Annotated in this window: 27 protein-coding genes and 1 pseudogene; 24 read left to right on the top strand and 4 right to left on the bottom strand. The window is 43.4% G+C overall.

Going from position 1 to position 25464, the window contains the following annotated elements:
- Positions 1 to 14 precede the first annotated feature (14 nt).
- Genes AC0YNS_RS05620 through AC0YNS_RS05610 form a run of 3 tightly spaced genes read left to right on the top strand, consistent with a single transcriptional unit; the run spans position 15 to position 3906 of the window.
- A complete protein-coding gene (locus tag AC0YNS_RS05620) occupies positions 15 to 1838 on the top strand; it encodes a DUF5060 domain-containing protein (protein WP_475780017.1) in 1824 nt (607 codons plus the stop codon).
- A gap of 32 nt (positions 1839 to 1870) precedes the next feature.
- Positions 1871 to 2887 carry a glycosyl hydrolase gene (locus tag AC0YNS_RS05615; protein ID WP_475780016.1) on the top strand — a complete coding sequence of 339 codons (1017 nt, stop codon included), beginning with the start codon at positions 1871 to 1873 and terminating at the stop codon, positions 2885 to 2887.
- 23 nt (positions 2888 to 2910) lie between these two features.
- On the top strand, positions 2911 to 3906 hold the full coding sequence (locus AC0YNS_RS05610) for a glycoside hydrolase family 113 (protein ID WP_475780015.1): 996 nt from the start codon (positions 2911 to 2913) through the stop codon (positions 3904 to 3906).
- 531 nt (positions 3907 to 4437) lie between these two features.
- On the opposite strand, the pseudogene AC0YNS_RS05605 reads toward AC0YNS_RS05610, so the two are convergent.
- Positions 4438 to 5576: pseudogene (locus tag AC0YNS_RS05605) on the bottom strand (IS110 family RNA-guided transposase).
- On the opposite strand from AC0YNS_RS05605, the gene AC0YNS_RS05600 reads away from it, so the two are divergent.
- Positions 5558 to 5938, top strand: coding sequence for an NUDIX domain-containing protein (locus AC0YNS_RS05600; RefSeq protein ID WP_475780014.1), 381 nt, complete (start codon positions 5558 to 5560; stop codon positions 5936 to 5938). The pseudogene AC0YNS_RS05605 and the gene AC0YNS_RS05600 overlap by 19 nt on opposite strands.
- Before the next feature lie 316 nt (positions 5939 to 6254).
- Here AC0YNS_RS05600 and AC0YNS_RS05595 read toward each other — a convergent pair whose 3' ends face one another.
- Entirely contained in the window at positions 6255 to 7616 is a 1362-nt protein-coding gene (locus AC0YNS_RS05595; RefSeq protein ID WP_475780013.1) for a catalase, read from the bottom strand.
- A gap of 291 nt (positions 7617 to 7907) precedes the next feature.
- Between AC0YNS_RS05595 and AC0YNS_RS05590 the strand changes: the two genes are divergently transcribed.
- The 18 genes from AC0YNS_RS05590 to AC0YNS_RS05505 all read left to right on the top strand — a co-directional run bounded on the left by AC0YNS_RS05590 (position 7908) and on the right by AC0YNS_RS05505 (position 21288).
- A complete protein-coding gene (locus AC0YNS_RS05590) occupies positions 7908 to 8210 on the top strand; it encodes a hypothetical protein (protein ID WP_475780012.1) in 303 nt (100 codons plus the stop codon).
- Between the two features lie 241 nt (positions 8211 to 8451).
- Positions 8452 to 8811 carry an NUDIX domain-containing protein gene (locus AC0YNS_RS05585; protein ID WP_475780011.1) on the top strand — a complete coding sequence of 120 codons (360 nt, stop codon included), beginning with the start codon at positions 8452 to 8454 and terminating at the stop codon, positions 8809 to 8811.
- Positions 8812 to 9083: 272 nt separating this feature from the next.
- Complete coding sequence (locus AC0YNS_RS05580) at positions 9084 to 9368, top strand: hypothetical protein (RefSeq protein WP_475780010.1); 285 nt, start codon at positions 9084 to 9086, stop codon at positions 9366 to 9368.
- 205 nt (positions 9369 to 9573) lie between these two features.
- Complete coding sequence (locus AC0YNS_RS05575) at positions 9574 to 10569, top strand: phosphotransferase (RefSeq protein ID WP_475780009.1); 996 nt, start codon at positions 9574 to 9576, stop codon at positions 10567 to 10569.
- Positions 10570 to 10607: 38 nt separating this feature from the next.
- Entirely contained in the window at positions 10608 to 11075 is a 468-nt protein-coding gene (locus tag AC0YNS_RS05570) for a GNAT family N-acetyltransferase (protein WP_475780008.1), read from the top strand.
- A 240-nt stretch (positions 11076 to 11315) separates the two neighbouring features.
- On the top strand, positions 11316 to 11948 hold the full coding sequence (locus AC0YNS_RS05565; protein WP_475780007.1) for an N-acetyltransferase family protein: 633 nt from the start codon (positions 11316 to 11318) through the stop codon (positions 11946 to 11948).
- Positions 11949 to 12124: 176 nt separating this feature from the next.
- On the top strand, positions 12125 to 12925 hold the full coding sequence (locus tag AC0YNS_RS05560; RefSeq protein WP_475780006.1) for a nucleotidyltransferase domain-containing protein: 801 nt from the start codon (positions 12125 to 12127) through the stop codon (positions 12923 to 12925).
- A gap of 180 nt (positions 12926 to 13105) precedes the next feature.
- A complete protein-coding gene (locus AC0YNS_RS05555) occupies positions 13106 to 13573 on the top strand; it encodes a hypothetical protein (RefSeq protein ID WP_475780005.1) in 468 nt (155 codons plus the stop codon).
- A gap of 154 nt (positions 13574 to 13727) precedes the next feature.
- On the top strand, positions 13728 to 14219 hold the full coding sequence (locus AC0YNS_RS05550) for a copper resistance protein (RefSeq protein ID WP_475780004.1): 492 nt from the start codon (positions 13728 to 13730) through the stop codon (positions 14217 to 14219).
- A 284-nt stretch (positions 14220 to 14503) separates the two neighbouring features.
- Entirely contained in the window at positions 14504 to 15004 is a 501-nt protein-coding gene (locus tag AC0YNS_RS05545; RefSeq protein WP_475780003.1) for an RNA polymerase sigma factor, read from the top strand.
- Positions 14985 to 15644, top strand: coding sequence for a hypothetical protein (locus AC0YNS_RS05540; RefSeq protein ID WP_475780002.1), 660 nt, complete (start codon positions 14985 to 14987; stop codon positions 15642 to 15644). Before AC0YNS_RS05545 ends, AC0YNS_RS05540 begins: the two co-directional genes overlap by 20 nt.
- A 163-nt stretch (positions 15645 to 15807) precedes the next feature.
- On the top strand, positions 15808 to 16212 hold the full coding sequence (locus AC0YNS_RS05535) for a hypothetical protein (RefSeq protein WP_475780001.1): 405 nt from the start codon (positions 15808 to 15810) through the stop codon (positions 16210 to 16212).
- A gap of 157 nt (positions 16213 to 16369) precedes the next feature.
- Positions 16370 to 16669, top strand: coding sequence for a GrpB family protein (locus tag AC0YNS_RS05530; protein WP_475780000.1), 300 nt, complete (start codon positions 16370 to 16372; stop codon positions 16667 to 16669).
- A gap of 214 nt (positions 16670 to 16883) precedes the next feature.
- Positions 16884 to 17819 (top strand): restriction endonuclease, encoded by a 936-nt coding sequence (locus tag AC0YNS_RS05525; RefSeq protein WP_475779999.1) that lies wholly within the window; start codon positions 16884 to 16886, stop codon positions 17817 to 17819.
- A gap of 539 nt (positions 17820 to 18358) precedes the next feature.
- Complete coding sequence (locus tag AC0YNS_RS05520) at positions 18359 to 19114, top strand: Nif3-like dinuclear metal center hexameric protein (protein WP_475779998.1); 756 nt, start codon at positions 18359 to 18361, stop codon at positions 19112 to 19114.
- A 153-nt stretch (positions 19115 to 19267) separates the two neighbouring features.
- A complete protein-coding gene (locus AC0YNS_RS05515; protein ID WP_475779997.1) occupies positions 19268 to 19972 on the top strand; it encodes a class I SAM-dependent methyltransferase in 705 nt (234 codons plus the stop codon).
- Between the two features lie 101 nt (positions 19973 to 20073).
- Positions 20074 to 20541 (top strand): SMI1/KNR4 family protein, encoded by a 468-nt coding sequence (locus AC0YNS_RS05510; RefSeq protein WP_475780113.1) that lies wholly within the window; start codon positions 20074 to 20076, stop codon positions 20539 to 20541.
- A gap of 282 nt (positions 20542 to 20823) precedes the next feature.
- On the top strand, positions 20824 to 21288 hold the full coding sequence (locus AC0YNS_RS05505) for a hypothetical protein (RefSeq protein WP_475779996.1): 465 nt from the start codon (positions 20824 to 20826) through the stop codon (positions 21286 to 21288).
- Between the two features lie 27 nt (positions 21289 to 21315).
- Here AC0YNS_RS05505 and AC0YNS_RS05500 read toward each other — a convergent pair whose 3' ends face one another.
- On the bottom strand, positions 21316 to 22002 hold the full coding sequence (locus AC0YNS_RS05500) for an ankyrin repeat domain-containing protein (protein WP_475779995.1): 687 nt from the start codon (positions 22000 to 22002) through the stop codon (positions 21316 to 21318).
- A 411-nt stretch (positions 22003 to 22413) separates the two neighbouring features.
- Between AC0YNS_RS05500 and AC0YNS_RS05495 the strand changes: the two genes are divergently transcribed.
- Entirely contained in the window at positions 22414 to 23016 is a 603-nt protein-coding gene (locus AC0YNS_RS05495) for a histidine phosphatase family protein (protein WP_475779994.1), read from the top strand.
- 444 nt (positions 23017 to 23460) lie between these two features.
- On the opposite strand, the gene AC0YNS_RS05490 is transcribed toward AC0YNS_RS05495, so the two are convergent.
- A complete protein-coding gene (locus AC0YNS_RS05490; protein WP_475779993.1) occupies positions 23461 to 24042 on the bottom strand; it encodes a TetR/AcrR family transcriptional regulator in 582 nt (193 codons plus the stop codon).
- A 156-nt stretch (positions 24043 to 24198) separates the two neighbouring features.
- Between AC0YNS_RS05490 and AC0YNS_RS05485 the strand changes: the two genes are divergently transcribed.
- On the top strand, positions 24199 to 25401 hold the full coding sequence (locus tag AC0YNS_RS05485) for an MFS transporter (RefSeq protein ID WP_475779992.1): 1203 nt from the start codon (positions 24199 to 24201) through the stop codon (positions 25399 to 25401).
- Positions 25402 to 25464: the final 63 nt, after the last annotated feature.

The following is a 25464-nucleotide window of genomic DNA, read 5'->3' as shown; positions in this document are numbered from 1 at the left end:
AGGAGACATCACTCATGATCAATCGTAAACTAGCCCTCTTCGCAGGCGGAAGTTTACTCATGTTGGCTGCCGTCGGCTTTATGGCGCTGACAGCGAGTAAAGGTCCCACAAATCAAGTCGGGCAGTCGCAGAAGGAGTCGGGATCGGCTCCTGATGCAGGCACGACGCAGTCGCAGAAGGAGTCGGGATCGGCTCCTGATGCAGGCACGACGCAGTCGCAGAAGGAGTCGGGATCTTCAGCTAATACTGGGACGGCGCCGGATGCGGCGCCAACAGCGAAAGTGCCGGTCATTCAAAATGTTGTGGAGAATGCAGATGCCATCGAGCTCTATACGAAATTCGAGCTCACGCTGGAGATGGACGCCGATTATAAGAATCCGTACGATCCGCGTGAGATTGACCTTTCCATGGATTTGACTTCGCCAAGCGGGAAGAAGTGGTCGGTTAACGGCTTCTATGACGGTACCGGATTTGCCTGGAAGATCCGGTTCTCGCCTGATGAAGCCGGCAAGTGGAGCTACCGGCTGCATGCCGTAACAGCTGGGAATGTGAGCGAAGGGTCGCAAGGCTCGTTCGAGGCGACTCCTACCAAGAGTCGTGGCTGGATTCAGGTTTCGGACGATAATAAGCGGTATCTAGAATATAGGGACGGCTCTTCCTTCTACGGTGTAGGCGTAGCCTACCCTTGGGGAATTACCGATGTCAATCTTGATAAAATCGCAGAGCACGGCGGCAACCTCATTACCTACTGGAACGGCAATTATGACAGCTCCGGCAACGGCGGCGGCAGCAATCAGCTGCAATCCTCCACATTCGGAGTCGAGAAGATCGACCCGCTGAAGGCGAAGCGCATCGATGACTTGATCGAATCATTCGAGCAGCGGGAACTGCACATGAACTTCGTCATTTGGCCGCACGACTCGCTGGCCGACACCTTGGACGGGTGGCCGAAAGCTTGGGAGAAGAGCGGTTATGCGGTACTCGGCGAAGCGAAGGATTTCTTCACGAGTCAAGAGATGTGGGTGTATCAGGAGCATCTCTACAGGTACATCATTGCCCGCTGGGGATATAGCAGCGCAATCGGCATATGGGATTTGGTATGCGAGATTAACGGCACGGACGGCTGGGTGCACGGCAGCACAACAGATACCGATGCTTGGACGGCGAAGGTGCACAGTTATTTCAAAGAGCATGATCCGTACGGGCATCCGACGATGGGCTCGATGGCGGGGAATCGCCAGGATTATTGGGATTATGGCTATCGGACGCTGGATCTTGCCGATCGAGAGAACTACTACAATCTCAGTTACAAAGCCTATGCCCAAGATATCCGCAAACGGTGGGACAGCTATGAGAAGCCGCTTATGATCGGTGAAACAGGCAATGTGACCGATACGCTGAAGTATCATCAAACGATCTGGATTTCGCTCGCAAGCGGCTTGGCGTCCTCGCCGTTCTGGTGGGATTTCGGACAAGTCAGCGACGAGATGTTTCTGCATATGAAGCATTTTGCCGCGTTTACGGCGGGTATTGATTTTCGCGAGAAGCGCGTTCCTGTGAACAGTGCGGAAGGTGATGAAGGCGGACAGGCGCAAGCTTGGGCGATGCAAGGAGAACGTCAATCCTATGGCTGGCTGCTCAAGGAGAACGGTGGAGCCGAAGGCAAGTCTGTTACGCTGCCGAATTGGCCGGCTGGCATGTACACGTTGACTTGGTACGATCCTTGGACAGGTACTTCGCTTGACGGCGTGCCTGTAGAGGCAGTGGACGGCAAGCTCGTTCTCGCCTCGCCGGACACCTCTCAATCCGATCTGGCGTTTACGATTACGCGGAACTAGTAGCATGACGATCAAGCATGGGGAGGCGGAGTATGTCAGCAATTGCTGGAGATCACAGCCGATTTCAAGTGCAGCCGAAATTAATCAATCCGAATGCCGATGATTGCGCCAAACGGCTGATGGCATATTTATGCGATACCTACGGACGAAAAATGTTGACAGGACAGCAGATTGGCGTTAACACGACGCCTGAGATGGATTTCATCCATCGCGAAACAGGCAAATATCCAGCTGTTGGCGGATTCGATTTCATGAACGATTCCCCTTCGCGCTTGGAGCGTGGAGCGGTTGGGACGGACACGGCGTTGGCGCTCAAGTGGTGGGAAGAAGGCGGCATTGTCACCTTCTGCTGGCACTGGAATGCGCCGAAGGACCTCATTGATCAGCCTCCCGACAACGGATGGCATCGCGGTTTCTATACGTCGGCGACGACATTCGATTTGGCTGCAGCGATGGAGAAACCTGATTCCAAGGATTATCAGCTGCTGCTGCGCGATATCGATGCCATTTCGGGCTTGCTGGCCAAGCTCCGGGACGCCGGCGTACCTGTACTGTGGAGGCCGCTTCACGAAGCATCCGGCGGCTGGTTTTGGTGGGGGGCGAAAGGCCCTCAGCCGTGCATCCGGCTGTGGAAGCTCATGCTCGAACGCATGACCAATATGCACGGACTCCATAACTTGATTTGGGTTTGGAACGGTCAGCATAAAGACTGGTATCCCGGTGATGAATACGTTGACATCATTGGCGAAGACGTCTATGTCCCAGATCGCAATTACGTTTCGAGCGTTAAGAGATTCTATCAGGCAGTCGATTATACCAAGGAAGCCAAAATCATCGCCCTCTCGGAAAACGGACCGCTGCCCGACCCTGCCAGCATGCTTGCGGACGGAGCGCTTTGGGCGTGGAACTGTACGTGGTATGGCGAATTCGTGAAGTCCGAGCAGTTTACCGACTGGGACATGCTCCGGAAATTCTACGATCACCCATTCACGCTGACGCGTGAGGAGCTTCCCGACTTGAGAAGCTATCCATTGCCAGTGCGAGAATAATAACGTAAAGGAGAGAAGAAGCGTTGCCGACCGAATTGTTCATCAAAGGAATGACGTATGGATGGAATAGTTCCCGAGGCTCTTACAGGCAGCCTTATGCGGTTGATTCTCTCCGCAAGCTGAGCGAGACAGGCAGCGAATGGATCGCATTATCGTTTTATACGATGCAAAATAATGTATATGCCACAGAAATTCCGTTCGATTACGGATTGACGATGACCGACCGGGATATCGAGCATTCCGTAAAAGAAGCGAGGGCGCTGGGGATGAAAGTATGCTTGAAGCCCGTCGTCAACTCCAAGGACGGGATCTGGCGCGCGCATATCGGCTTCCCGGAGGAGTCCGGTGCAGAGCCTTACTGGGATGCATGGTTCCAGTCTTATGGCAATTTTCTTAGCCACTATGCGGAGCTCGCTCAAGAATTAGGCTGCGAGATGTTCTGCATCGGCTGCGAAATGGTGAAGACCGAAGCCAAGCAGGAGCATTGGACGCGGCTAATCGCGCGAATCCGGAGCATCTATGACGGGCCGATCGTCTATAATGCCAATCACGGGTCGGAGGAACGGATCAAATGGTTCGACCAAGTGGATCTCATCGGTACGAGCGCTTATTATCCGGTCGCGAATCACCCTGGCGACAGTGAAGAGGAAATGATCGCCAACTGGCTGCCGGTGCGCGAGAAGATGGCTTCGCTTCACGCAAAATTCGGCAAGCCGATTATCTTCATGGAAATCGGCTGCCGGAGCGCGCTTGGCTGCGCGACGATGCCTTGGGATTTCACGCATACCGAGCTGCCCGTTAGTGAAGAAGAGCAGGCGAATTTCTACAGCTCGGTCTTAAAGGTGTTCTGGGACGAGCCATGGTTTGCCGGTTTCTTCTGGTGGGATTGGAGCGTGAAGCTGTACGACAAGGAAGAGGCGCAATCGAATGTAGGCTTTGATATTTATGGCAAGAAGGCGGAGCAGATCTTAAAGGAATGGTATGAGAAGCCTAAGGAATCGCTGGTCCATCTTGGATAATGTATCACGGTAGCCTATTTTTTGGAATGCAATAGCGCTTGTTATGACCGTCAGAGAGTTGTTCTCTGGCGGTTGTTTCATTATAAGCATGCTCAGAGGCACACCAAGGGAATGTGGTGATCGACGTTGATATCCAAGGCTACTTCGACACCGTCAACTAAGAGAAGCTGATGAAACTGGTCGCCATGCGATTCAGATCGGCACATCTTGATGATCGGCTGATCAACTAATTGGTAGTCCTATCCGATTGTTCATAGTTTTTGGGATCTTGAGGAAATAAAGGGGGAGGTTGTAACCCCATATCCTTCCATATACTGCACGCAATCTCCACGCCGCCCCTGGAGGTTTTAACTCCCATGTCTCAACGGGTCTATGCCCTCTCATTCCTTCGTTACGCATTTCCAAGGGGTGGAGGCCGTTTATGCTAACGGTACGGGTCGGTGCCCTTTGGTTTAATGGATCCGGTACTCCGTGCTTTCTTTGAAATCCCGCGAATAATCCAAAACTCGTGCATTGAAGCGATGGTGAAAGCTATGCTGCTAGTTGCATTGGTAATATTTTTTGAGGGTCGTATGCTTCACCACGGGAAGCCATCCCAACCAGTATTCGAGCTAACTTTCCACATAGTTTCATGATGGACCTCATTTTCTTCATCTTCTTAACCTTCACGTTATTTGCATGCACAGCTTTGAATTCCGGATTGTTTGCAACCAAACTCATGGTCATCATGAAAATGAACCTACGTAGACGAGAACGTCCCCGTTTGCTAATCTTCATTTGTCCGGTCCATTTGCCCGAACTTGCTTCTGCGAGATTAAGGTCAGCATGCCGAAGCAAAGCATTCCCGTGTACAAAGCCGCTCAAATCCCCCGCCTCGCCTAAAATTCCGGCAAGTGAAATGGCACTAATCCCTTTAACCTCGGTTTCTACCGTTTTCAGCTGCATGCAGGCAAGATCGTACTCATCGAGTAGCTGCTCTAAATGAAGTTTGTAGGCATGCATAGCTTGCTTCGAACCAACTGAGTTGCTAGCAAGAGAGATCAGTGCTCGAGCTTTTCGCTCCCCAGAATGCCGTTTCATAAGAGATTTCCAGCCTTTGACGAGATTTGGTTCTTGGCACTAACGAGTCGCGTCACAACTGAGTCTCGGTTTGAGAGAAAGACACGTAACTCTTCAAAGGCCTCAGGAGTGTTACGAATGAACGAGTAGTAGCCGTTTTTGACCATGTCCGCAATGACGAGAGCATCCTTTTTGTCGCTCTTGGATGGCGTGTTGTCGCGGTTCTCTTTGTTCTTCTTAACCAAGTGAGGATTAACAAGAACGACCTCATACTGGCGCTCGGATAGCCACTTCGAGAGGTTGAGCCAGTAATGACCGGTAGGTTCCATGCCAACAATGGCTGCTGTTAGACCCTGAGCGGCTTGAAGCGAAAGGATCCATCGTTGAAGGTTCTGAAATCCTTCTTCATCATTTGAGAAGGAGAGAGGATTACCCATTACAATGCCACGAAAGTTAACAGCATGCGCGACATGCGTTTGCTGGGCGATGTCGATCCCGACCACCAGATGGTGAGCGGTAATTTTTTCAATGAGTTGATTTTCATATTGCTCGAGCGATAGTAGTACATGAGAATAAAATACTAATTGCTCGAATGAAGGGTGCTCATTCATTTTTACCTGGCGGAGGCGTAGAACTAGGCGAAGGAGATCAAAATGCGTTAATAAGAGAGCTGTACGAAGAAATGGGTATAGAATGTAAGATAGATAGATTCCTTGGTGTACTTGAGACGCACAGAGTCGATGAAAATGGTATTTTGCAACATGAGATTAGCCATCTTTTTGAGGTGACTTCTGAATTATTAGACTCCAATTCATCGCCAAAATCTCTTGAAGATCATCTTGAGTTTTATTGGATTGATTTCAATTCGGAAAGTATGAAAAGATATGACGTGTTACCAAGAGTCTTACAAGAGAATATTGTAAACTTGAAAGTTAAGAAGGACTGTACATGGATAACAACTTTCACGCGCTAGACAGAAAATAGATAGTCGCGTTGTTTCAACTACCATGAAAGAATGGATTATCTTTCATACGCTTTGGTGCAGCAAAAGAGATGCTGACTGGTGACAAGAGCATATATCGTTAGCCGACTTAGGAGAAGAACTTGGATTGTTACCTGTGATTGATAATGTTTCTCAATGAGTTTCAATTTATAGCTTATTTTTAATCAAATGCAAGGCTTTTGCAGGGCTCTCAATATCGGGGCCTATTTTATTTATGGGATCAGGTTCTTGTCAAAACCAGATGACAAGAACTTGATCCCATTTCCGTAATTCCTCGTAACGCAACCTAGCCTTTAGGCTGTGCCTGAATCTTGCGGGCGACCCGCTGACCGAGCCCGGCATCTGCTTGGGTGAGGTAGCCGAGTACGAACGTTTGCGTGCCGGGAGAGACAGCAGCCAGATTGGCAGCCAGGTTATCGACGAGATGCTCCTGCTGAATTGGCGGAAGCGCCCTATAATACTGACCGGCCTGCGTAAAATCATCCTGCTTCGGGATATCGGATCGCGTCAGGCGTCCTTCAACAAATCTCCCGTTGCCGCTGGTGATCTGCGAGTCAGGCGTCCAGTTCAACTGATGATTAATCGGAATGCTACGGAAATCCGGTCCAAGCCGCCGCCGCTGCGAATCCGTGTAAATATTGGCGCGGCCTTGCAGCATTTTATCGTCGGATAGTTCAGCGCCTTCCAGCAGGTTGGATGGGGAGAACGCGAGTTTCTCCACTTGCTCCCTATAATTGCTCGGATTGCGGTTCAAGACCAGCTTCCCGACCGGGAGCAGCGGGTACTGCCGTTCATCCCACAGCTTCGTATCGTCTAGCGGATCATAAGGGAGGGCGACCTCATCTTGGGGGTTCATCAGCTGCACGTAGAGCCCGTATTCAATCGTCTTGCCGGCGTGCAGCGTGTCATACAAGTCTTGCGCGGCATAATCCGGATTCTCACCTGCGAGCCGGGCCGCTTCACTGCTGTCAATATACTGCGTGCCGGCGAGAGGCAGCCAATGATATTTGACGTAGCTTCGGAAACCTTGCGCGTTGACCCAGACGTATGTATTGACGCTGTGGCCCGGAATATGGCGCAGACTCTTGGCCGTGCCCGCGTCGGAGAAGAGCCAGAGGATAAGATGGGTCGCTTCCGGCGCCCGGGCGATGAAGTTCCAGAAAATTTCCGGGTTAATGAGGTTGTTGACGGGCGACGGCGAGAGCGCTTTAACCGCTTCCGGGAAACGGACGGCGTCCCTGACTAGGAACACGGGGATATGATTGAAGACCAAATCGAACACGCCATGATCCGTATAGAACTTTGTGGCGAAGCCACGTATGTTTCGGGACGTATCCGGCGTGCCTTTGTTGCTGACGGCCAGCGAAAATCTCACCGTGACAGGGACTTGCTGTCCCGGCTGTTGCAGAAAACAAAGCTTCGTGTGCGCCGACATGGCATGCGTCGTCTGAAAGTAGCCGAACGCGCCGCAGCCTTTGACATGCACGGGCCTTTCCAGCAAGGTTGAATGTACGAATGTCTCCAGCGTTTCATGCAGCAGGCTGTCCTGTTCGAGGACGGGGCCTCGTTCGCCGACCGTTTGCGAGTGCTGGGCAGGCGGAGTCTGGCCCGGCCTGTTATCCGGGCGATGGTCATTATTCTCGTTCATCCCTCTACCTCCTTTGGGTATATAGAAAGGTATGAGGAGGGATGCTTTTGCATGATTGAAGAACGACAGAAATATTGTTCTTGTCATCCGGCAGAAAAAACTAGAAATACTGTCGGATGACAAGAACATCATCTCATTAATGACCGCGAAAATCGCGGCTTTTTGTATTTATGGGATCAAGTACTTGTCAAAAGCAAATGACAAGACAAGAACTTGATCCCATTAACGAAATTGACACTTGACCTGTACTTATTGATTATTAACGGCGATACGCAAGAGTCAACTGTAACCATGAAACGAAAATTACTCTACGTAAAGACGTTTCTTGAAGAGTATCAAAAACACGAGGAAGTAATGTTACTCAATATTGATTGGACTGTTAATGAAAAACTGGAATTATATATGCACAAAGTTGCATCTCCCCTCATAAGCGTCCTTGAAAGTGCGCTTAATTCCGATAAACCCTCAATTCCATCGAATTTTGATACCATTAAAAAAGAAGTGGACGGTTTAGTTGAAAGTGCGAGGAATACGTACAACGAATTATTGAGTTATGAGGAAAAACTTAAAAACGAATATTTCAAACTAAAGTAAAAGTGAATGAAGTCCTGTTTCCCAACGTTTAAATTTCTAAAGTTCTATTAAGCTAACGGGCAGGTTAGCGTGGCGACATTGGCAGGTTAGCGTGGCGACATTGGCAGTTATGAAAACGAACAGGCAGCCAGCAACTGGTTGTCCTGTTGAATGATAAGGTAGGCTAAATGTAGAAAGGATGTATAATACCTTATAGAGAAATCCAGAAAAGTGATTGATTCAGGATTCGGAGGTTAATGCGATGATAAGTGTTCGGACAATGACTGGAGCTTTTCTTATTAATAATGATGATGTGTTAATGCTCAAACGATCGAAAAACAAAAAGATAGCCCCAGGCTTATGGTCGTGTATCGGAGGTCATGTTGAGCCACACGAGCATGGCTCGCCCGAAGATTCTTGTTTACGTGAAATAGAAGAAGAGACGGGGATATCTCAGACTAAAATTGAAAATTTAACATTGCGATACATACTACTGCGACAAAAAGAAGATGAACTAAATCAACATTATATTTTCTTTGGTGATTCGAACACTAGAACTGACAATGTTTGGACGGGAACTTTTAGTGATGGAAAGATGTTATGGGCAAAGTTGTTGAAGTAATGGGGAGCGATAGTTCAACAACAACACCAGGCTGCTGGCAGGAATCGGTAGCCTATAACGCAAAGGGGTGGTAATGCGTAATGCGGTTACGATATTGTGGTATCTGAAGCCGCTTAAAGTCATGAAAAAAAGGAGATGCCTTTTATAAAACAATGAAATCAAAAAAGATATATATTATTTTTTTGTTAGTGATTTTCATTTTCACTTCATTTACTGTTTTTATCTACAATTATTACTCGAATTTTAATTTTAGAATGAAGATGGATTTAATTATGACCACCGAGTCTGAAAGTAAAATTAAAGACAAGAATGGGAATGCGCTAATATTGCCCAATAAAACAATTTTTCAATTTCAAGGCGCTGAAAGAGAAATTGTATATTATTGCAATCAAACAGAAGATAGAATAAAAAAATTCTATGAAGTAATATCGGAATCATTTGAAGAAAAAGACAAAAACAATTTTCAATTTAAATACATACAAACCTTATATGAAATACATCTTTCTAAAATGGATGGTTGGAATGGAAATCGAATTCATATAACATTAATAGAATAATTTTATATTTCCACCACCCGAGGCATTTCTGATTACGCTAACGGGCACGTTAGTTGAAAAGACAAAGGAGCAGTTTGCCGGTGGCAGCTGCTCCTTGTTTCGTTGAAGTAACGGGTAGTATTGAATATTCTCTAAATTTTCTCATTGTGACCCTGTTGGGAGAATCTGGTTTGAAAATGAATGGATATAGGATTGGGGGATAATCATGCAAGAAAGAATTGATATGATCGTTCGTAATTACTTTGAGGATTCTGCATACCATATCGATCCGGTACCATTCGGTCTGACTAACCTAACGAGAATTTTAACAATAAATGATCAAAAATATGTCATTCGAATCTACAACCGTCATACTAAAAATGTAGAAAGCATTAAATTTGAAGATCAACTAACATTGTATTTGAGTAAACAGAATCTTTCATTTGTGGTGCCCGTATTTTTAAATACGAATGAGGACGAACAATACGTGCACTTGTCCGATGGAACATTAGGTGCGATCGTTTCGTTTGTTGAAGGGGCAGTTCCGGAGATATCTAGTGTTAATCAAGCCACAGAGTTTGGTTCTGTTGTAGGTGAAATCAGCTTAGCACTTAATCAATGTGCAGCAGAGTTTATATTTGAAGGCGTTCCCTTCACAGAAATTTATGGACTGCATCCATTAGCCGATTATGATGCTGTTGCATCTTTTATCAAGGCTCCACCCTTTGAAATTCCTCAAACAGCACTTAACTTTTATAAAGATATGATCTGCTTTGTGGAACAATATAAAAATGAATGGATAGAATTGCCGAAGCAATTAGTTCATCATGATGTATTGATCTACAACTTACTCTCAAAAGAGAACAAAATTAACGGTGTATTGGATTTTGATTTTACCTCACTTGATATTAGCTTTATGGAATTTACTATTTCTCTTAATCACATCCTACATTTGACAAACGGATCATGGGATATGACGGAAGCATTTATCAGAGGCTACTCTAAATTTCGAAAATGTACATATCGAGAAATGAATCAACTGGAGTTGTTGACTCGAATTTACCATATTGCTGTACTTCATATTTACATCGGTCAGCATTATTCTGGAAAAAATGTCGAGCAGAACTTTAATTACATCCTAAGTCAATTTCAAACAAGGAATGAATGGCTGAAAAAACATCTTTCTTCAATCAATCAACTGATTGAAGATTACTTAATTTGATCTTAGAATTAGCAAAAAATACGAAAGTGGTGGGGAGAATGGATTTTTGGGAGAGAGATGGCTTTACGATTTCAACTGATAAAAGTTACTTGGACACAGAAGTAGTTTTTAACTATTTGAATAACGAATCTTATTGGGCAAACGGAATACCTAAAGAAACTGTAACCAAATCCATTGAAAATACTGCCTTATCTTTTGGAGTTTATAAGGGCAACCCAAAAGTTGAACAAGCACAACTAATTGGCTTTGCAAGGGTTATTTCTGATTTAGCTACATTCGCATATCTTGCTGATGTATTTATTCTAGAACCTTACAGGGGATTAGGGTTATCTAAATGGCTTATTAGTACCATTAGTGAACATGCTGAACTACAAAGAGTTCGCAGGTTTTTGTTAGCAACTAATGACGCACATTCTTTATATTCGCAATATGGTTTTGAACCATTAGAGAGTCCTCAATTATTCATGCAGATTGTTCGTAAATACATTTACAAAAGCAGTACATAACGATGTTATAAGGCAACCCATTAACTGAGGTGTAGTACAACTGAAACCGTCATTATAAGCCACCCTTATAGTGGCTTATTAAGCGTGATGGCTAACGGGAAACGATAGTGTAGTCATGACACGAAGTCAGCAAAAGACGGTCCGAGATCGCCAGCTTGATAGACTAAGACTTACTCAGCCATAATATACATCCTGTATAAGATGACGGTTTTACCGTCAGTCGAGGAGCGTTGGAACTTTATGAATATAGCTGAGCTTAAACGATTTATCATTTCAATCGAGATTAAAGCACTAGAAAAAACATTAGTTGATGGTGAGGGTGAGAGCCATTTTGCCTCTTTAGTACGAGACAGGATCGAAAACCTTAAGCGAGAAGGAACTTGGATTCACCAGTTTGACGATGTGACGCCGAAGACTCGATCATCCATATTGACTGAACTCGTCATACGTAACGCGGCTGCAAGCGACATTGACAGGTTGTATGACATAAGACGCCGAGCTTCGCTGACTAACAAAGGCGACCTCGATCTCATTGCCGCTCATCCCGAGTGGCTCGTATGGGACGACGCGTTGCTGCCTTTTGTGCTTGTTGCTGTAATTGACGGGAGGGTCGTCGGCTTCGCAACGGCGCTTCCGGGCCATGACTTTCTCGAACTCGAGGATCTGTTCACTGATCCTGACTTGATGCGCCAAGGTGTTGCGAGTGCGCTGATTGACGACATCGCACGGCGCGGTTTGCGTATAGAGGTATCCGCTAATCAGCATGCGAAGGCATTTTACGAATCAGCGGGGTTCGTTGTAGTTAGTGTCGTCAACTCAGTGGGCGAACCACAGCTGCGAATGCACCTTGATGTCACGCGTAATAGTCTTTGAAGAGCTTTTAATGCGGTTATTAAAAGTGGTGGATTTATTGAACTAACGGGAAACGTTAGTTCAATAAACTAAGGAGCAGCTTGCCGATGGCAGCTGCTCCTCTTCCATTAAGCAAATGGGCAGTTTAATTCAATCAATACGTTTGAAGTTACTATTAACAAAAGGGGGATAGATTAATGAATGGTAATATCAAACCAACAGACTATGATGATGTAAACGAAGTCCTTAATTATTTCCTAACGAATATTCAGGGCATTACAGCAGAAAATTTTGTTGGCATGTATGTAATTGGCTCACTTGCACTTGGAGATTTCAACCCAGTTAGCAGTGATATTGACTTTGTCATTGTGACTGATATTGATATTGACGACACTCTCTTCAAAAGAATGAAAGATATACATGCTGAGTTTGCTTCCAGTAGTTCGCCCTGGGCTAATAAGATAGATGCGGTATACATTACTTTAAAAGCCTTTCGTAATGACAACTCGCCCTCAACACAGTATCCTCAAGTAGAACATGGGACTGAGTTATTCAAAAATTCTCTTGAAGATGGCTGGATTTTTCAGACATACACATTACGTGAAAATGGGATTGTCGTTTTTGGTGCTGAACCATGCTCCTTTATTAACCCTATTGACCCTAAAGAAATGATACCTTCAGTAAAGGCTATTGCAGGATTGTGGCTCGAATGCTCCCAACGCGATTCTTCTTGGCAGGACTGGGTTCGAATTAGGAAATGGCAGGTTTTTGTTATACAAACTCTTTGCCGAATGCTTTACTCACTGCATACGGGTTCTGTAGCTTCAAAGCCTCTAGCTATAAATTGGGCTCGACACGAACTGGGCAAGCCTTGGGACTCGCTGATTACGCGTTCTTTATCATCGAAAGACGAGAATAGTAATATTACAGAGCGTGATATGGACGAAACAATTAATTTTATTCGATACACAGTTGAGAATGCTCAAGTAAATTGGTAATTACACTAACGGGCACATTACTTCAAAATCAATGACGGCATATGGAAACAGCAGCTCGTCATGAGTTAAAAAAGAGATTTATAGGGGGCTAGGATGGAGATAGAGACTGTTCGCCAGACAGTAAACTAACTGGCACATTACCAATGGTTGAGGATAAGCGGTTCCGGAAAAGAGGAGAAAATGGTAAGAAAATCGCTACTTATATTATTTGTAGCTTTATTTCTATCGAGTTGCAGTAAGGATACCGATGAGCAGCGTGGTGAAATTCTGTTCTATTATACAGGCGAATTGATTGGTTTAGTCGATCAAAGAGAGGAAACAGTTAACAAGGAGGAAGGGATCACGTATACGATGACCATGGATCACTTTCATCCGACCGAAGATGAATTTGATAAAGCTAATTCTACTTATCCTGAGGCGTATGAAGGAACTCGTCATGTGAACTTTACTGATCGTACAAAAATATATCTTCGTAAAGGGAACAGAAAAACTCTAATTAAACCTTCGGATTTAGCTGAATATACAACTACTTTAGAAATCCCCCGTTCTCCTGACACCCGGTATCAGAAATTAGAAGTCTGGATAACACCCTTTAAGAAGAATAATTGGTACATTGAAGCAGTTGAAGTTGTTGTATTACAAAATTAATATTCGTTGAGCTAGCGGGCACCATAGCGCAACGATAACAGGCCGCCGACTTATTCGGCGGCCTGTTCCGCTAACGAGCAGGATTTCTAAATGGACAAGAGAATGTATTACTTCAGAAATATTTAGGGGTATTACGTAAAAAGGGGTTGTACAATTGAGAAACGTTATATTGGATACGGTGAACTCATTTCCATTTAGAGAGGTTTCTATCGGTTACCGAAGAGTAATATTATTTTCATCTGACGAATTAGAAAAAGCACAAATTGGATATAGCATTGATAAAAACGGACAATCCCTTACTGGTATTGGTCATGGGGATTGGCTCCAATCATGGCTTGTCATTGGTTATGAAGATGAAACAGGAGACCCCATTTTCATAGATATTGAGGATGACCAATACCCTGTTTATACTGCTATGCACGGTGCAGGTGATTGGGAACCTCATAAAATCGCAGTGTCCCTAAAAGGCTTTATTCTTGCGTTAGGTTATATAAAAGAACTTTCTGCTGGTCGGGAAAACCCCGTTGCATTGGAAGAAAAACCAATACCAACTGACGAACAGGTTCGGGTATTACAAATAATATCAGAGTCAAATAAACTTATTGAAATGGATTTCTGGGAGACCTGGTTAGAAAACGACTATTAGAGTTATTGAACTAACGGGAAACGATAGCTCAATATACACTTATGTCGAAGCTGCCGTTCGTTCCGGCAGCTTCGTTACGTTAGCGGGGCAGAATAATGGAGAAACTTACAAATGGAACACGATAATTCAATACTGAAGGCTGCCAAAACAATTGGCAGCCTTCGTTGCGCTAACGGTAGCTTAATACTGATTGACTCTACTCCAGACATTACATTTAATTTTTATTAATTCAATGAAACATTTCCCCATGTTCGATCGTGTTATGGGCAGAAGGAGGAGAGACATTGGGAAGTAACATGAACAATGATGAATACTTAGCAATCTTGGTGAACAAATACGCCGATATGGTGCTGCGATTGGCTTTAACTCACCTCGGAAACCTAGCTGATGCGCAGGATGTGTGTCAGGAGGTATATATCAAGCTTTTAAAGCACCAACGCCCCTTTAACGATGCCGAGCACGAGAAGGCTTGGATCATTCGAGTGACGATAAATACGTGTAAAGACGTGATCAGAAGTCCGTGGAAGAAATGGTTCTCACCAATTGAGGAGATACCTTTGCCTATTCAGCATACTGAGAATATGGAGGTCGTGTCTTTTGTTCTCAAGCTCCCTCGGAAATACCGAATGGTTATTCATCTCTACTATTATGAAGGCTATAAAACAGCAGAGATTGCCGAGCTTCTGAACCGCAACGAGGGCACGATTCGGACGCAGTTGAAACGAGCAAAGGAGCTTTTGAAGGTGAAAATGACGGGAGGCTTGGATGATGACGATGAGATCTAAGTATGTAAACGGGATGAACGAAATTAAAGCGGACGATGAGCTCAAACAGTCCATCATTAGTAAGATTGGTTCGAGTATTTCTGTTCCTCAAATAGGAGTTCGTTCATTTCGCAGTAAGGTCGCGATGATTTCCGCTGCTTGTGTGATTGTATTCCTTCTTGCCATTGGAGGACCGCTTATATTTCATAATGGGGATCAAGCCAATAGCGGTCCATCTACAATGTTCAAGGGGTTCATTATCACTGCTTATGCGTCAGACGGTGTCCCCCTAGTGGTAAAACCCGATGTAAGCTTCCCGCTAGGTCAATACGCAATGTATATGAGCAGTGTACCAGGCTTTCCTATAACAATTGGTTCTAAGGATGCAGACAAAATTGAAGTACGAACCTCAGAGGGGCAGCTATTATTGTGGAAACCGACGGATCCCACTGTGAAACATCAGGGGAAAGAAGCGACCGTAAAGTCAGGCGATACGATCTATTGGTCTCCAATGGTAGAAGGCGACCCGTCACAATCTGTGGCAACCGAAAGTATACTTGAGATAACCGCCTACAAGGATATGAAAAAGCTCGGGAGCAGTAGAATCGAGATCATGCTGGAAGATGATTACACGTACAATGGAAAATTAAATAATGACTGAGAAGGGTTATTGTGAGCAATGAGACAGGTAATTAAAGATTTAGATTGCCGATAAGCTTTATGCTAAAGGGTACGATAGCTCAATCACACCACAAGCCGAGGCTGCCTGTAAATGGAGTGGCTGGCTTAATAACATTTATGAATTTATTGGAGTTGAGACCGAGATGAGTAAAGACAAAATAGATAGAAGGAAAGTACGCAGGCAAAAACGGAGGGCGGCTCTCAGTAATAGTTACGAAGTAGACAAAAGTGATGCACAAGTCATTCTGGACGCAGTGTTCTCCTATATAAATGACCGTCGTCACGAGCCGCGTATGATATTATTTATGGTTAGTAGGGATCAAGGGGAAACTTGGACAGATGAATTAGTAAACATAGCTGTTACCGACCCTAATTTGTCCACCTTAAAGATAGGAGATTGGGTTAAAAAGAGGGGAGATGAAACGACCTACGTAATCGTAGCTAATGAAGGCGAGAATAAAATCCATGGCGCTTTCCAAGACGATCCTGACTCCCCTCTATTTCTTCCAGAAGGTCACTTGTATCAATATGCTTTACCATACACTTAATCTAAACCTTATCTAAATTATATTATGATTAAGCTAACGGGCACTTTAGAGTTGTATACTGTTCTGCATTAACATGGAGGTGGGAGTATGCTTGGAGTACCAGGTGATAAGGTGATACTTGTGCCTTGGACACAACAATGGGAAAAAGAGTTCAATTTTGAAAAACAACAAATTGAAAAAAAAAATAGGACAGTTTGTTTATGCCATTCATCATATTGGCAGTACCGCGGTCAAGGATCTTAGCGCTAAACCTATAATTGATATTGCTATTGAAATTAAATATCAGGGTAATGCCAATGAGTGTATTCAGATTCTTAATGAAATAGGCTATGAATACAAGGGAGATACTGTTCTCCAAGAACGTTATTATCTGACCAAAGGCTCTCCAAGAACCCACCAGCTACACATGTTTGAAATGGGAAATCATTTCGTTCTGAAGCATCTCCTTGGTTTCTAACATTAACTGTAAACAAGCGTTGAGCTAACGAGAAACGTTACTTGAAGGAGCATGCCATACGGGCAGCTCCTTTTTGGTTTGTTGAAGTAACGGGCAGGATATCGTGAAAATATCTTGAATCAGTAAGTGATAATCATTGGACTGAGATGTTTTTTCGAGCGGTTAAGAACCGGGACAGGACCGGGTTTCTTGCGTTCTTATTTCGTGGAGTTATATGGATAAAATTACTCGAAAGGTTGTTACTATTTTGGCTGAGAAGCGGACCGGAACTTCTTTTGAAATTGCTGTTGCGAGCATACAAGCTACACTTGATCCGAATTCAAACGTTACTCACGACGAGAAAATAAACGATAGATATGGCCATCCTCGACAATATGATGTTGTTATTAGAGGGAAACTTGGAGGACATGATATCCTTGGGGTCATTGAATGTAAGGATTGGAAAAGCAAAGTTGATGTAAAAGTAGTCGACGGGTTTTTAACCAAGATGAATGATGTTTTCGCCAACTTTGGGATCATTTATTCAAATTCAGGTTTTACAAAACGTGCGCTCGAAAAATGCAAAGTCAACAGAATTGGTGCAAAATCTCTACTACAAAGTGATGAAGTTAAACTTGGATTTGACTTGAAGTTCGCATTACTTGGGAGATTCTACGACTGGACCAACTTTACTGTAAGTATTTTAGGAAATGGTCCATTTAATTTTAATCCGAATACTACTATTAATGATATGTATATAAAAAACCAAAACCTCCTAGATTGGTTCCTTTACCATCTCGATAGTCTTGAAGAACCTATTATTGAAGCTGGTAATTATTCAAAGGAAGTAGTCTTTAAAGCTCCACAAGAAATAAGCGCTTTTGGAAACACATTAACTGCAACTCATCTAAAACTTAATGCTGAAAGAGTAGTTAAGCTTAAACTTTACAAAGCATCGACCGAAGGAAAAGGCGGTGTTTATGATTGGAATGAGGATTCCTTAACTTTCCCATGTTATTTTGATCTAGATTTTATTATTCCGAACGATCCAAACATATGGGAAGATTACAATGGAATTGAATTTACCAGAGGTGGATTTGATGTAAGGTTCGGAGGAGTAGCACAGCAATATTATCTTCCAGATCCTCCATTAGACATATCAAAGTTATAATAGTTGTCGTCGAATCTAGATAGCAACGCCAGTGATATTGATGAGGAAGTAGTAAGCAATAGTTATTAACTTCTATGGCTCACTTACCGCAGCAATTACGATAATGAATATATTACATCACGAGGTTGCCGCTGAAACAGATGGCAGCCTCGTTACGCTAACGGGCACGTTAGTTCAAACATATCAGTTCAATAGGGATGGACAGCTACGAACAATCGTAGCTGTCCATTTTCAATTCAAGTATGTTCTTGTCCGTTATTCAAGCAAGTTCTTGTCGCGACACATCTTGTGTCGGTTGACAAGAACATTATCCGAATGAAATCTGCGTAAATCGCGGGTTTTTTTAGTTATCGGATCAAGTTCTTGTCATTTGGCGATGACAAGAACTTGATCCGATTCCCGATTAGTGACAAGAACATTGTCCGATTCCCGATAAGCAGCCGGTTGGCCGGTAACTTGTTGAACTAAAGAGCAGGTTTGTTGAGTGTTTCACCGAATACAAGTATTAGTTTGAAATGTTAATTCTTGGGGGAGTGCGAGTGAATAAAGAACAATTTATTGAATTAATCGAATCCTTATTTGGTGGACTCCTAAAGCAATTTGATTATGGAGACGAATTTGCATTATATGACTTTGGTCGCGATGTATATCGTAGAATTGGGTATGCAACAAATATTACTCCCGAGCTTATTGAACAAGCCGCACAAAAGAATGTTGATCTTATAGTTACCCACCATGATGCATGGGATTTTGTCTTTGGAATGAAAGAAGAGTGTCATAAACTTCTGGATGCCTATGAAATCAGTCACTTTTTCATACATTTGCCGTTGGATTATGCTGAATTTGGCACATGTACTTCATTATTCAAGGCAATAGGAATAAATAATGTTATCCAACAATCAATTGAAATCGAGGGCAGGAGCCTACCCGGTATTGGAGAGTTCGAGATTCCTATTAGCTTTCAAGAATTAAGTGAGCGAGTTAGTACGGTACTAAACGAAACCGTAAAATCGTGGGAAAACTCCGAAAAGCCAATAAAGAGAGTGGGGATTATTACAGGTGCAGGTAACTCTACAAAAAGTCTTCGTGATGCCCATTATTTAGAATGCGATGTCTATATTACTGGAGAGAAAATCTTATATACAATCCAATATGCAAAGTTCATTAAAATGAACCTGATCGTTGGAAGTCACACTTTCACAGAGATATTTGGTGTGAAATCCTTGTCTGAAAAAATTAAAGAAAAGTACGACTCTTTAGAAATTATTGAACTAGTAGAAGATCATATTGAATAGAAATGGGAACTATAGTTCAATATCTACAATGAAGCTACCGGCACTACAGGCAGCTTCGTTACGCTATCGGGCAGGATAATTCTACATTCAGTGGAATATCTTGTATTGGTAATGGACTGTGATATACATAACATGTATAAAAGGAGGGCGAAGATGGGGAGCTATAATGACTTTACAAAGCAATATAACGACATGGTGACCTCCGGGGGACCTAATGTCTCCTACAGATATATTTTGCAGCACTTAAAAGATAAATCTGATCTTGCCGGTCTAAATGTATGTGATATCGGTTGTGGCCAAGGTGAATTAGCTTATCAACTGTCTCTGCTTGGAGTAAAGGTAACTGGTGTCGATTTAAGTGAAAAGTTACTGGAGTACGCAGAAAATCATACAAATCAGGTTACTTGGGTGCAAGATGATGCTATGTCACTACATAAATTGGAAGATAGTGCTTTTGATTATGTAATATCTAGCGTAATGCTGATGGATGTTCAGGACCATAAGAAGGTGTTTGATGCTGTATATCGAGTCTTAAAACCAAATGGGATGATGATATGGGTGATAATGCACCCTTGTTTTCAATCACCATTTAGTTATCCGCTAGGTGACGGTTCTAGAAAGATTATTCGATATGACTCGCAGTTTTGGAAGTCGGAAGGCGTTGGAACAATTCGCTCTACTTTAGGTGCTTTTCATCGACCGCTTTCACAATACTTAAATGATTTTCTTACTTCAGGATTCATAATAACTCGAGTCGATGAATTGGAAAGGGACACTAATGCAGTAGACAATTTACCTTCAATGTTTGCTGTGATGGGCAAAAAGGATCGTAATCGCGATAACGGCAGCCAAAAATGAACTGCTGCCTTACATTCAACTAACGAGGTACAATAGTGAAATCAAGAGTCAGAGAGGAACGATGTAGACTGAACAATATACAGGCATTATTACAACAGATAATGAGCCTACCAGACTGCAGAGTGAGACCGCCAAATGGATTGCCACGAACAGATCAGCATAGCCTTCCACCAGATGTGAAACGGTTTTACGAACTTTGCGGAGGGGTATTTTTGTTTGAAAACAAAGATTATGGCTGCCAAATCATACCACCTGAAGAGTTCACTTTATCCAATCCAGTCATCATTGGGGAACAAGTTTACGAAGACCTCTCGTCACATTGGTACATAATTGGTAATGATGGAAATGGCGACTACATTTCTATAGATTTACATCAAGATCGATTAGGGAAATGCTACGATAGTTTCTGGGATAGACATGGTATTGTGGGGGAATGTCCTGTAATAGCTAAATCATTTACTGAATTGATAAATCAATTAATACAAAACAGAGGTGAACGATGGTACTGGCTGGAAGAGGATTGGGAGTCACTTGGCGATGCTTACGATGACATTGTAGAAAATCGTTGAACAACATAGAGGGATTTGTGAATAAGAAATAGCTTTACAGACGAAGCTTGATCAAAATATACTTAAAATGCTAAAGGCGCTCGTCAATGTGTGACTTTTAAAGTCCTCCGTTTCGCTTACGAGGCGAGCGTAACATTCAAAAGGGATCCCAGGTGATCCCTTCTTTTTAACTCAGCAGCAGCGACAGTACCGGGATAAGTTAGTCGGACAAAATAATGGAGCAGTTTGCCGGTGGCAGCTGCTCCTTTTAAGGGAAAATTCCATACTTAAGCGGAGGGCGTTATGAAGTTTGAATATGAACTAACAGGTATTGGTTGGGCTGATGGTTGCATTGAAATCAACTCATCTACCGCTCACTTCGCAGCAAGCTATATAACGGATGCTCTTTACGACATGTTGAAAGCAGTCAGTTCACTTGTTCCAGAAGTAGGTCCATATCCTGTCTCAATGGCGCAGTTTGAATGGAATGAGGAGCCCGGTGGAACTTTGTGGACATTAAGGAAGATTAATGTTAATTCCTTACGTGTACAAATTAAGTCTTATGAGGATATAAGGAACAAGAAAAATCAAGTTTTTGAACTGGATGAAACCTGTTCAATTCATGAGTTTATTAGCACAATAACTCAAACATTGGACATGTTATTGGTAAAATATGGACGGGAAGGATACAAAGAAAAGGGGGCTAATTTTGACTTTCCAATGGATAATTATCTGAAATTAAAAGGTTTCACAGCGAAAAATGATTAAGCGTTGCTTAACTGTGAAAGGATCGATTTAATGCGCTTCAAATAGACGCAGCACTTTAGTCCGGTTATTCTTCTCCGCCCAGGTTTTCGGTGAAATTCCAAGCAAGTTCGCTTGATTGCAATCTGCCCCGAAGCGCAGTAGCCACTCAATCTGATCCACTTTATATTTACGCTGCAATGCGAGATGAAGGGCCGTATTGCCATCCGAATCGGCAAAGTTAATATTCGAACCGTTGTTTAAGAACCATTCCGCGATCTCGAATCGCTTCCAATTAAACGCAGATAGAAATGCTTCATCCTCAATTTCTGCTCCATGTGTTTTAAAGCGACTAGCCGCTCTGACATCGTCATACCATGCGATCGCAAACATGCAGCCATTGGGGTTGGCGCCTTCATTCAGCAGATAGGTGTAAAGCTTCTCGTTTCTGCCGCGCGTGTACGCGTACCAGAGCGGGGTAGCGTTGAAGAAGCCGCACTTGTCATCCGGAATTCGTTGGACGCTGTTTAGGTCCATGCCGCTTGATAGGAGCAGCTTGACAATTTGAAGACTCGAATCCACTTTCCGCGGATCATCTGAAATATCCAGCCCGCATATATAATGGAGCGCGTTTTTGCCATCTTCCTCCGACCATTGCAGACACTTTGAATCCTTTTGAAGCAGCTCTTCGATGACCTTGACATCTAATGCTTTCACTGCGCGAATGTATTTGTTCATGTCCGCTATAGCTCCTTTACTGGATACATGCTGTTCCTACCTATCTACATACATTCACGGTTTAATCTCATAATCCTTTTTTGAGAAAGTCTGAACCCTCCTTGCATGATATCCAAATCGCATTTCCATCTCTTATAACATTTATCCTATAATAGTATGGAAAGATGGAGTATATGATGGAAAATACTATCATGGAAGAATCCAAAAATAATTGTGCCATGTTAAACTAACGGGACACGATAGTTCAATAAAGCAACGACGGCAGTCGGCTCTAAGTTCGGTTGCCGTTTTCCGTTGAAGTAACGGGCAGAATATAGTTACATTCTTCTTCCCTAAAAAAGAAATAGATGGTATCATCTGATTAGATATTTGTCTAATTAGATTACTATTTAATTTAAAGGGAATGGTGAAATGAGTACAGCTTTTTACCTTGTTAGACATGCAAAAAAAGAAAAGGGGATTGGAGACGTCTCCATATCTCTTGAAGGGTTATCTGAAGCCCGTAAGACTGCAAGCCATCTTCATAAAGTGCTACTAACAAAAATCGTATGTAGCCCACTCAATAGAGCTAAGCAGACAGCTCAGATTATTGCAGAAACAATAAAGACAGAAACATCAGAGGATTTCAGGCTGCGAGAACGTGCCAACTGGGGAGACTTACCTGGACAAACATTTCAGGAGTTCGTGGAAATGTGGAACCGGTGCACAAAGGAGCGAGAGTATACTCCTCTAGTTGGAGATTCAGCGAGAAATGCAGGTGAGCGGTTGGCATCATGCCTTAAAGAACTATCATTTCAACATCCGCAAGAAAGTATCATTATCGTTACTCATGGTGGTTTGATAACAGACTTCATGGTAAATGTATTTTGCGAATTAGAACTAATTGAGCGGAACCCGAACTTTTTAAAAGAACAAAGCAATTTGGTCGCAGAGTGTTCGATAACGAAGGTGATTTATGGTAATGGGGGTTTTGAATTAGTTGATTTTGCAAATACAACTCACTTAAATGGCTGAACTAACGGGCAGAATAGCTCAATATACACATATGACGAAGCTGCCGGCATGATTGGCGGCTTGAATACGTCTGACGTAAACTTTTTTTTAAAGTTATAGGAATTATTGAAAAGTAAAAAAATAAATCGATTGACTCATACAATTGAGTAAATATATAATCATTTCAGAATTCGCAAAGAAAATATTAGGACTTTTGACATTAATTCCTGCGGGGACGAAAGGAGATAGATCCCGCAAAAGTTTTACACGCTAAAGGGAATTGTTCTGGGAATCCTGTACAACATCTACCTACTAGTAAGTAGATAAATGAAGTTTCAGCTGCGAAGATTGTGACATATGTATAAAATACGGGTTTTGTGAAGTAGTAATACAGTAATGAATATTAATTGTTCACGTGTCTGACTTCTTCTTAATTAAATACATTCTTTTTTATCTCCACAAACCTTAATCCTCCAAACTCCTCAATCCATTAAACGCCATCAATATTAACGCTTTAACTTTGTCCGCCGTAAATGATTCGCCCGTAACTAACAAACAATAAAATAACGGTCCGTACAGCAAATTTATACTGGAATTGACATCCAGGTTGTTGCTGAGTTCGCCGCGATTAATGCCTCTGGATATAATCATCGCTGATTCCAATCGTCTTGGCTTGATATAGTATTCTCGAAACACTTGCATTAATGTCTGATCCATCTGGCCTTGACCAATCAATTCAGCAATGATGTTTCCTTCTTTGCTTTCCATAAATAAAGCTAAATTTGTCGCATGAATGATGATATCTTCCATGACGGATCCCGTATCTGGAACCGGCAAATGACTTGTTGCAGCTTCCAAGAAACCGTCCGCAACAACAGCTGCTTTGTTCGGCCACCATTTATAAATGGTCGCTTTGCTTACGCCGGCCTTTTCAGCGATTTTCTCTACGGTTACAGCTTCATAGCCCATTTCGAGAAGCAGCTCATAAGCAACGGATAATATTGCATGCTGAAGCTTTACGTCTCTGGGGCGTCCTTTTTGAGCCATTTCGATCCCTCTTTCAATCCTTTGACTTCAGTATATAGGAATTCGACGTATTTACAAAACGCTCCGTTCAGTATATATTGATATCCACATAATAAGTAAACGATACGTTCACTTAATACAAAATTATGCATCTTTTAGAGAGGAACATCCATTATCATGAGTAACAGTAAGGCTGCTTCAAAACAACCGAACAATATCTCATCAGCCATGATGATTATCTTAGCTGTCGCATGTGGTCTTGTCGTCGCTAATCTTTACTATTCTCAGACTCTTGTTGGTCCCATTAGCAAAGCGCTTGGATTACCGTCTGGTGTAGCCGGCTTAATCGTTACATTTACACAAATCGGCTATGTGTCTGGTCTACTCTTTATCGTTCCACTGAGCGATAAGCTTGAGAATCGTCGGCTCATCGTCAGTTCATTACTCGTTGTCGTCTTGGCTTTGATTCTGGCCGCTGTTTCTCCCGGTGCCGTTCTTTTCCTGACTGCTGCCTTATTAATCGGATCTGGTTCGGTTGTTGCTCAAATTCTAGTCCCGCTTGCTGCATCCATGTCGAGCGAACAGCAGCGCGGCCGAGTTGTCGGCAACGTCATGAGTGGATTATTACTTGGTATCATGCTGGCTCGACCGATTTCCAGTCTTGTGGCCGGACTTTGGGGATGGCGGACGATATTTGTTCTTTCAGCTGTTCTCATGGCATTGTTAGCAATCATGCTGGCACGTGCATTGCCAACGAGAAACCCAGAAAGTAAATTAAGCTACAGTCGGCTTGTTGCTTCCTTAATCCAACTTTTGAAGCAGTATCCGATCTTACGGCGTCGAGCCATTTACCAAGCCTGCCTGTTCGGATCTTTCAGCCTCTTCTGGACGACGGTTCCCCTTCGACTGGCAGATGAGTATGGTATGTCCCAACAAGGGATCGCATTGTTCGCCTTGGTCGGAGTGGCTGGAGCCATCGCTGCACCGATCGGTGGTAGATGGGCTGACAGAGGGTTCACCAAAACCATTACCATTACAGCCATCGTGACTGCGATTGTATCTTACCTGCTCATTGCCATATTTCATGACAAGTCGCACTTATCGCTAGCACTGCTTTTCCTTGTGGCGATTACGCTGGATATGGCGGTTTCCGCCAATCTGGTCACCAGTCAGAGAATCATCTACTCACTTGGGAATGAAGCTCGAGGAAGATTAAACGGGTTGTTTATGGCCATTTTCTTCATTGGCGGAGCATTTGGTTCGTTCTTAGGAGGATTATCCTATGCGCATGGCGGTTGGGTATGGAGTACATGTGTAGGCGGAGCGATGCCTGTACTAGCTTTCCTTTATTTCTTAACCGAAACCAAGTCCAAATCTTGATTGGGACAACAAAAAAACTCTCGACTACAAGCGCGCGTTAACCGCTGCTTCGATCGAGAGTTT

Source organism: Paenibacillus sp. J22FR21 (assembly GCF_056269135.1).
The sequence above is the reverse complement of the archived record's forward strand: the minus strand, read 5'-3'. Positions and strand labels throughout refer to the sequence as shown.

What these genes read in the sequence shown, in the direction of transcription:
- AC0YNS_RS05620 (WP_475780017.1), top strand. Translation starts at nt 15, where the DNA reads ATGATCAATCGTAAACTAGCCCTCTTCGCAGGCGGAAGTTTACTCATG.
- AC0YNS_RS05615 (WP_475780016.1), top strand. Translation starts at nt 1,871, where the DNA reads ATGTCAGCAATTGCTGGAGATCACAGCCGATTTCAAGTGCAGCCGAAA.
- AC0YNS_RS05600 (WP_475780014.1), top strand. Translation starts at nt 5,558, where the DNA reads ATGAAGGGTGCTCATTCATTTTTACCTGGCGGAGGCGTAGAACTAGGC.
- AC0YNS_RS05595 (WP_475780013.1), bottom strand. Translation starts at nt 7,616, where the DNA reads ATGAACGAGAATAATGACCATCGCCCGGATAACAGGCCGGGCCAGACT.
- AC0YNS_RS05590 (WP_475780012.1), top strand. Translation starts at nt 7,908, where the DNA reads ATGAAACGAAAATTACTCTACGTAAAGACGTTTCTTGAAGAGTATCAA.
- AC0YNS_RS05585 (WP_475780011.1), top strand. Translation starts at nt 8,452, where the DNA reads ATGATAAGTGTTCGGACAATGACTGGAGCTTTTCTTATTAATAATGAT.
- AC0YNS_RS05580 (WP_475780010.1), top strand. Translation starts at nt 9,084, where the DNA reads ATGACCACCGAGTCTGAAAGTAAAATTAAAGACAAGAATGGGAATGCG.
- AC0YNS_RS05575 (WP_475780009.1), top strand. Translation starts at nt 9,574, where the DNA reads ATGCAAGAAAGAATTGATATGATCGTTCGTAATTACTTTGAGGATTCT.
- AC0YNS_RS05570 (WP_475780008.1), top strand. Translation starts at nt 10,608, where the DNA reads ATGGATTTTTGGGAGAGAGATGGCTTTACGATTTCAACTGATAAAAGT.
- AC0YNS_RS05565 (WP_475780007.1), top strand. Translation starts at nt 11,316, where the DNA reads ATGAATATAGCTGAGCTTAAACGATTTATCATTTCAATCGAGATTAAA.
- AC0YNS_RS05560 (WP_475780006.1), top strand. Translation starts at nt 12,125, where the DNA reads ATGAATGGTAATATCAAACCAACAGACTATGATGATGTAAACGAAGTC.
- AC0YNS_RS05555 (WP_475780005.1), top strand. Translation starts at nt 13,106, where the DNA reads ATGGTAAGAAAATCGCTACTTATATTATTTGTAGCTTTATTTCTATCG.
- AC0YNS_RS05540 (WP_475780002.1), top strand. Translation starts at nt 14,985, where the DNA reads ATGATGACGATGAGATCTAAGTATGTAAACGGGATGAACGAAATTAAA.
- AC0YNS_RS05535 (WP_475780001.1), top strand. Translation starts at nt 15,808, where the DNA reads ATGAGTAAAGACAAAATAGATAGAAGGAAAGTACGCAGGCAAAAACGG.
- AC0YNS_RS05525 (WP_475779999.1), top strand. Translation starts at nt 16,884, where the DNA reads ATGGATAAAATTACTCGAAAGGTTGTTACTATTTTGGCTGAGAAGCGG.
- AC0YNS_RS05515 (WP_475779997.1), top strand. Translation starts at nt 19,268, where the DNA reads ATGGGGAGCTATAATGACTTTACAAAGCAATATAACGACATGGTGACC.
- AC0YNS_RS05510 (WP_475780113.1), top strand. Translation starts at nt 20,074, where the DNA reads ATGAGCCTACCAGACTGCAGAGTGAGACCGCCAAATGGATTGCCACGA.
- AC0YNS_RS05505 (WP_475779996.1), top strand. Translation starts at nt 20,824, where the DNA reads ATGAAGTTTGAATATGAACTAACAGGTATTGGTTGGGCTGATGGTTGC.
- AC0YNS_RS05500 (WP_475779995.1), bottom strand. Translation starts at nt 22,002, where the DNA reads ATGAACAAATACATTCGCGCAGTGAAAGCATTAGATGTCAAGGTCATC.
- AC0YNS_RS05495 (WP_475779994.1), top strand. Translation starts at nt 22,414, where the DNA reads ATGAGTACAGCTTTTTACCTTGTTAGACATGCAAAAAAAGAAAAGGGG.
- AC0YNS_RS05490 (WP_475779993.1), bottom strand. Translation starts at nt 24,042, where the DNA reads ATGGCTCAAAAAGGACGCCCCAGAGACGTAAAGCTTCAGCATGCAATA.
- AC0YNS_RS05485 (WP_475779992.1), top strand. Translation starts at nt 24,199, where the DNA reads ATGAGTAACAGTAAGGCTGCTTCAAAACAACCGAACAATATCTCATCA.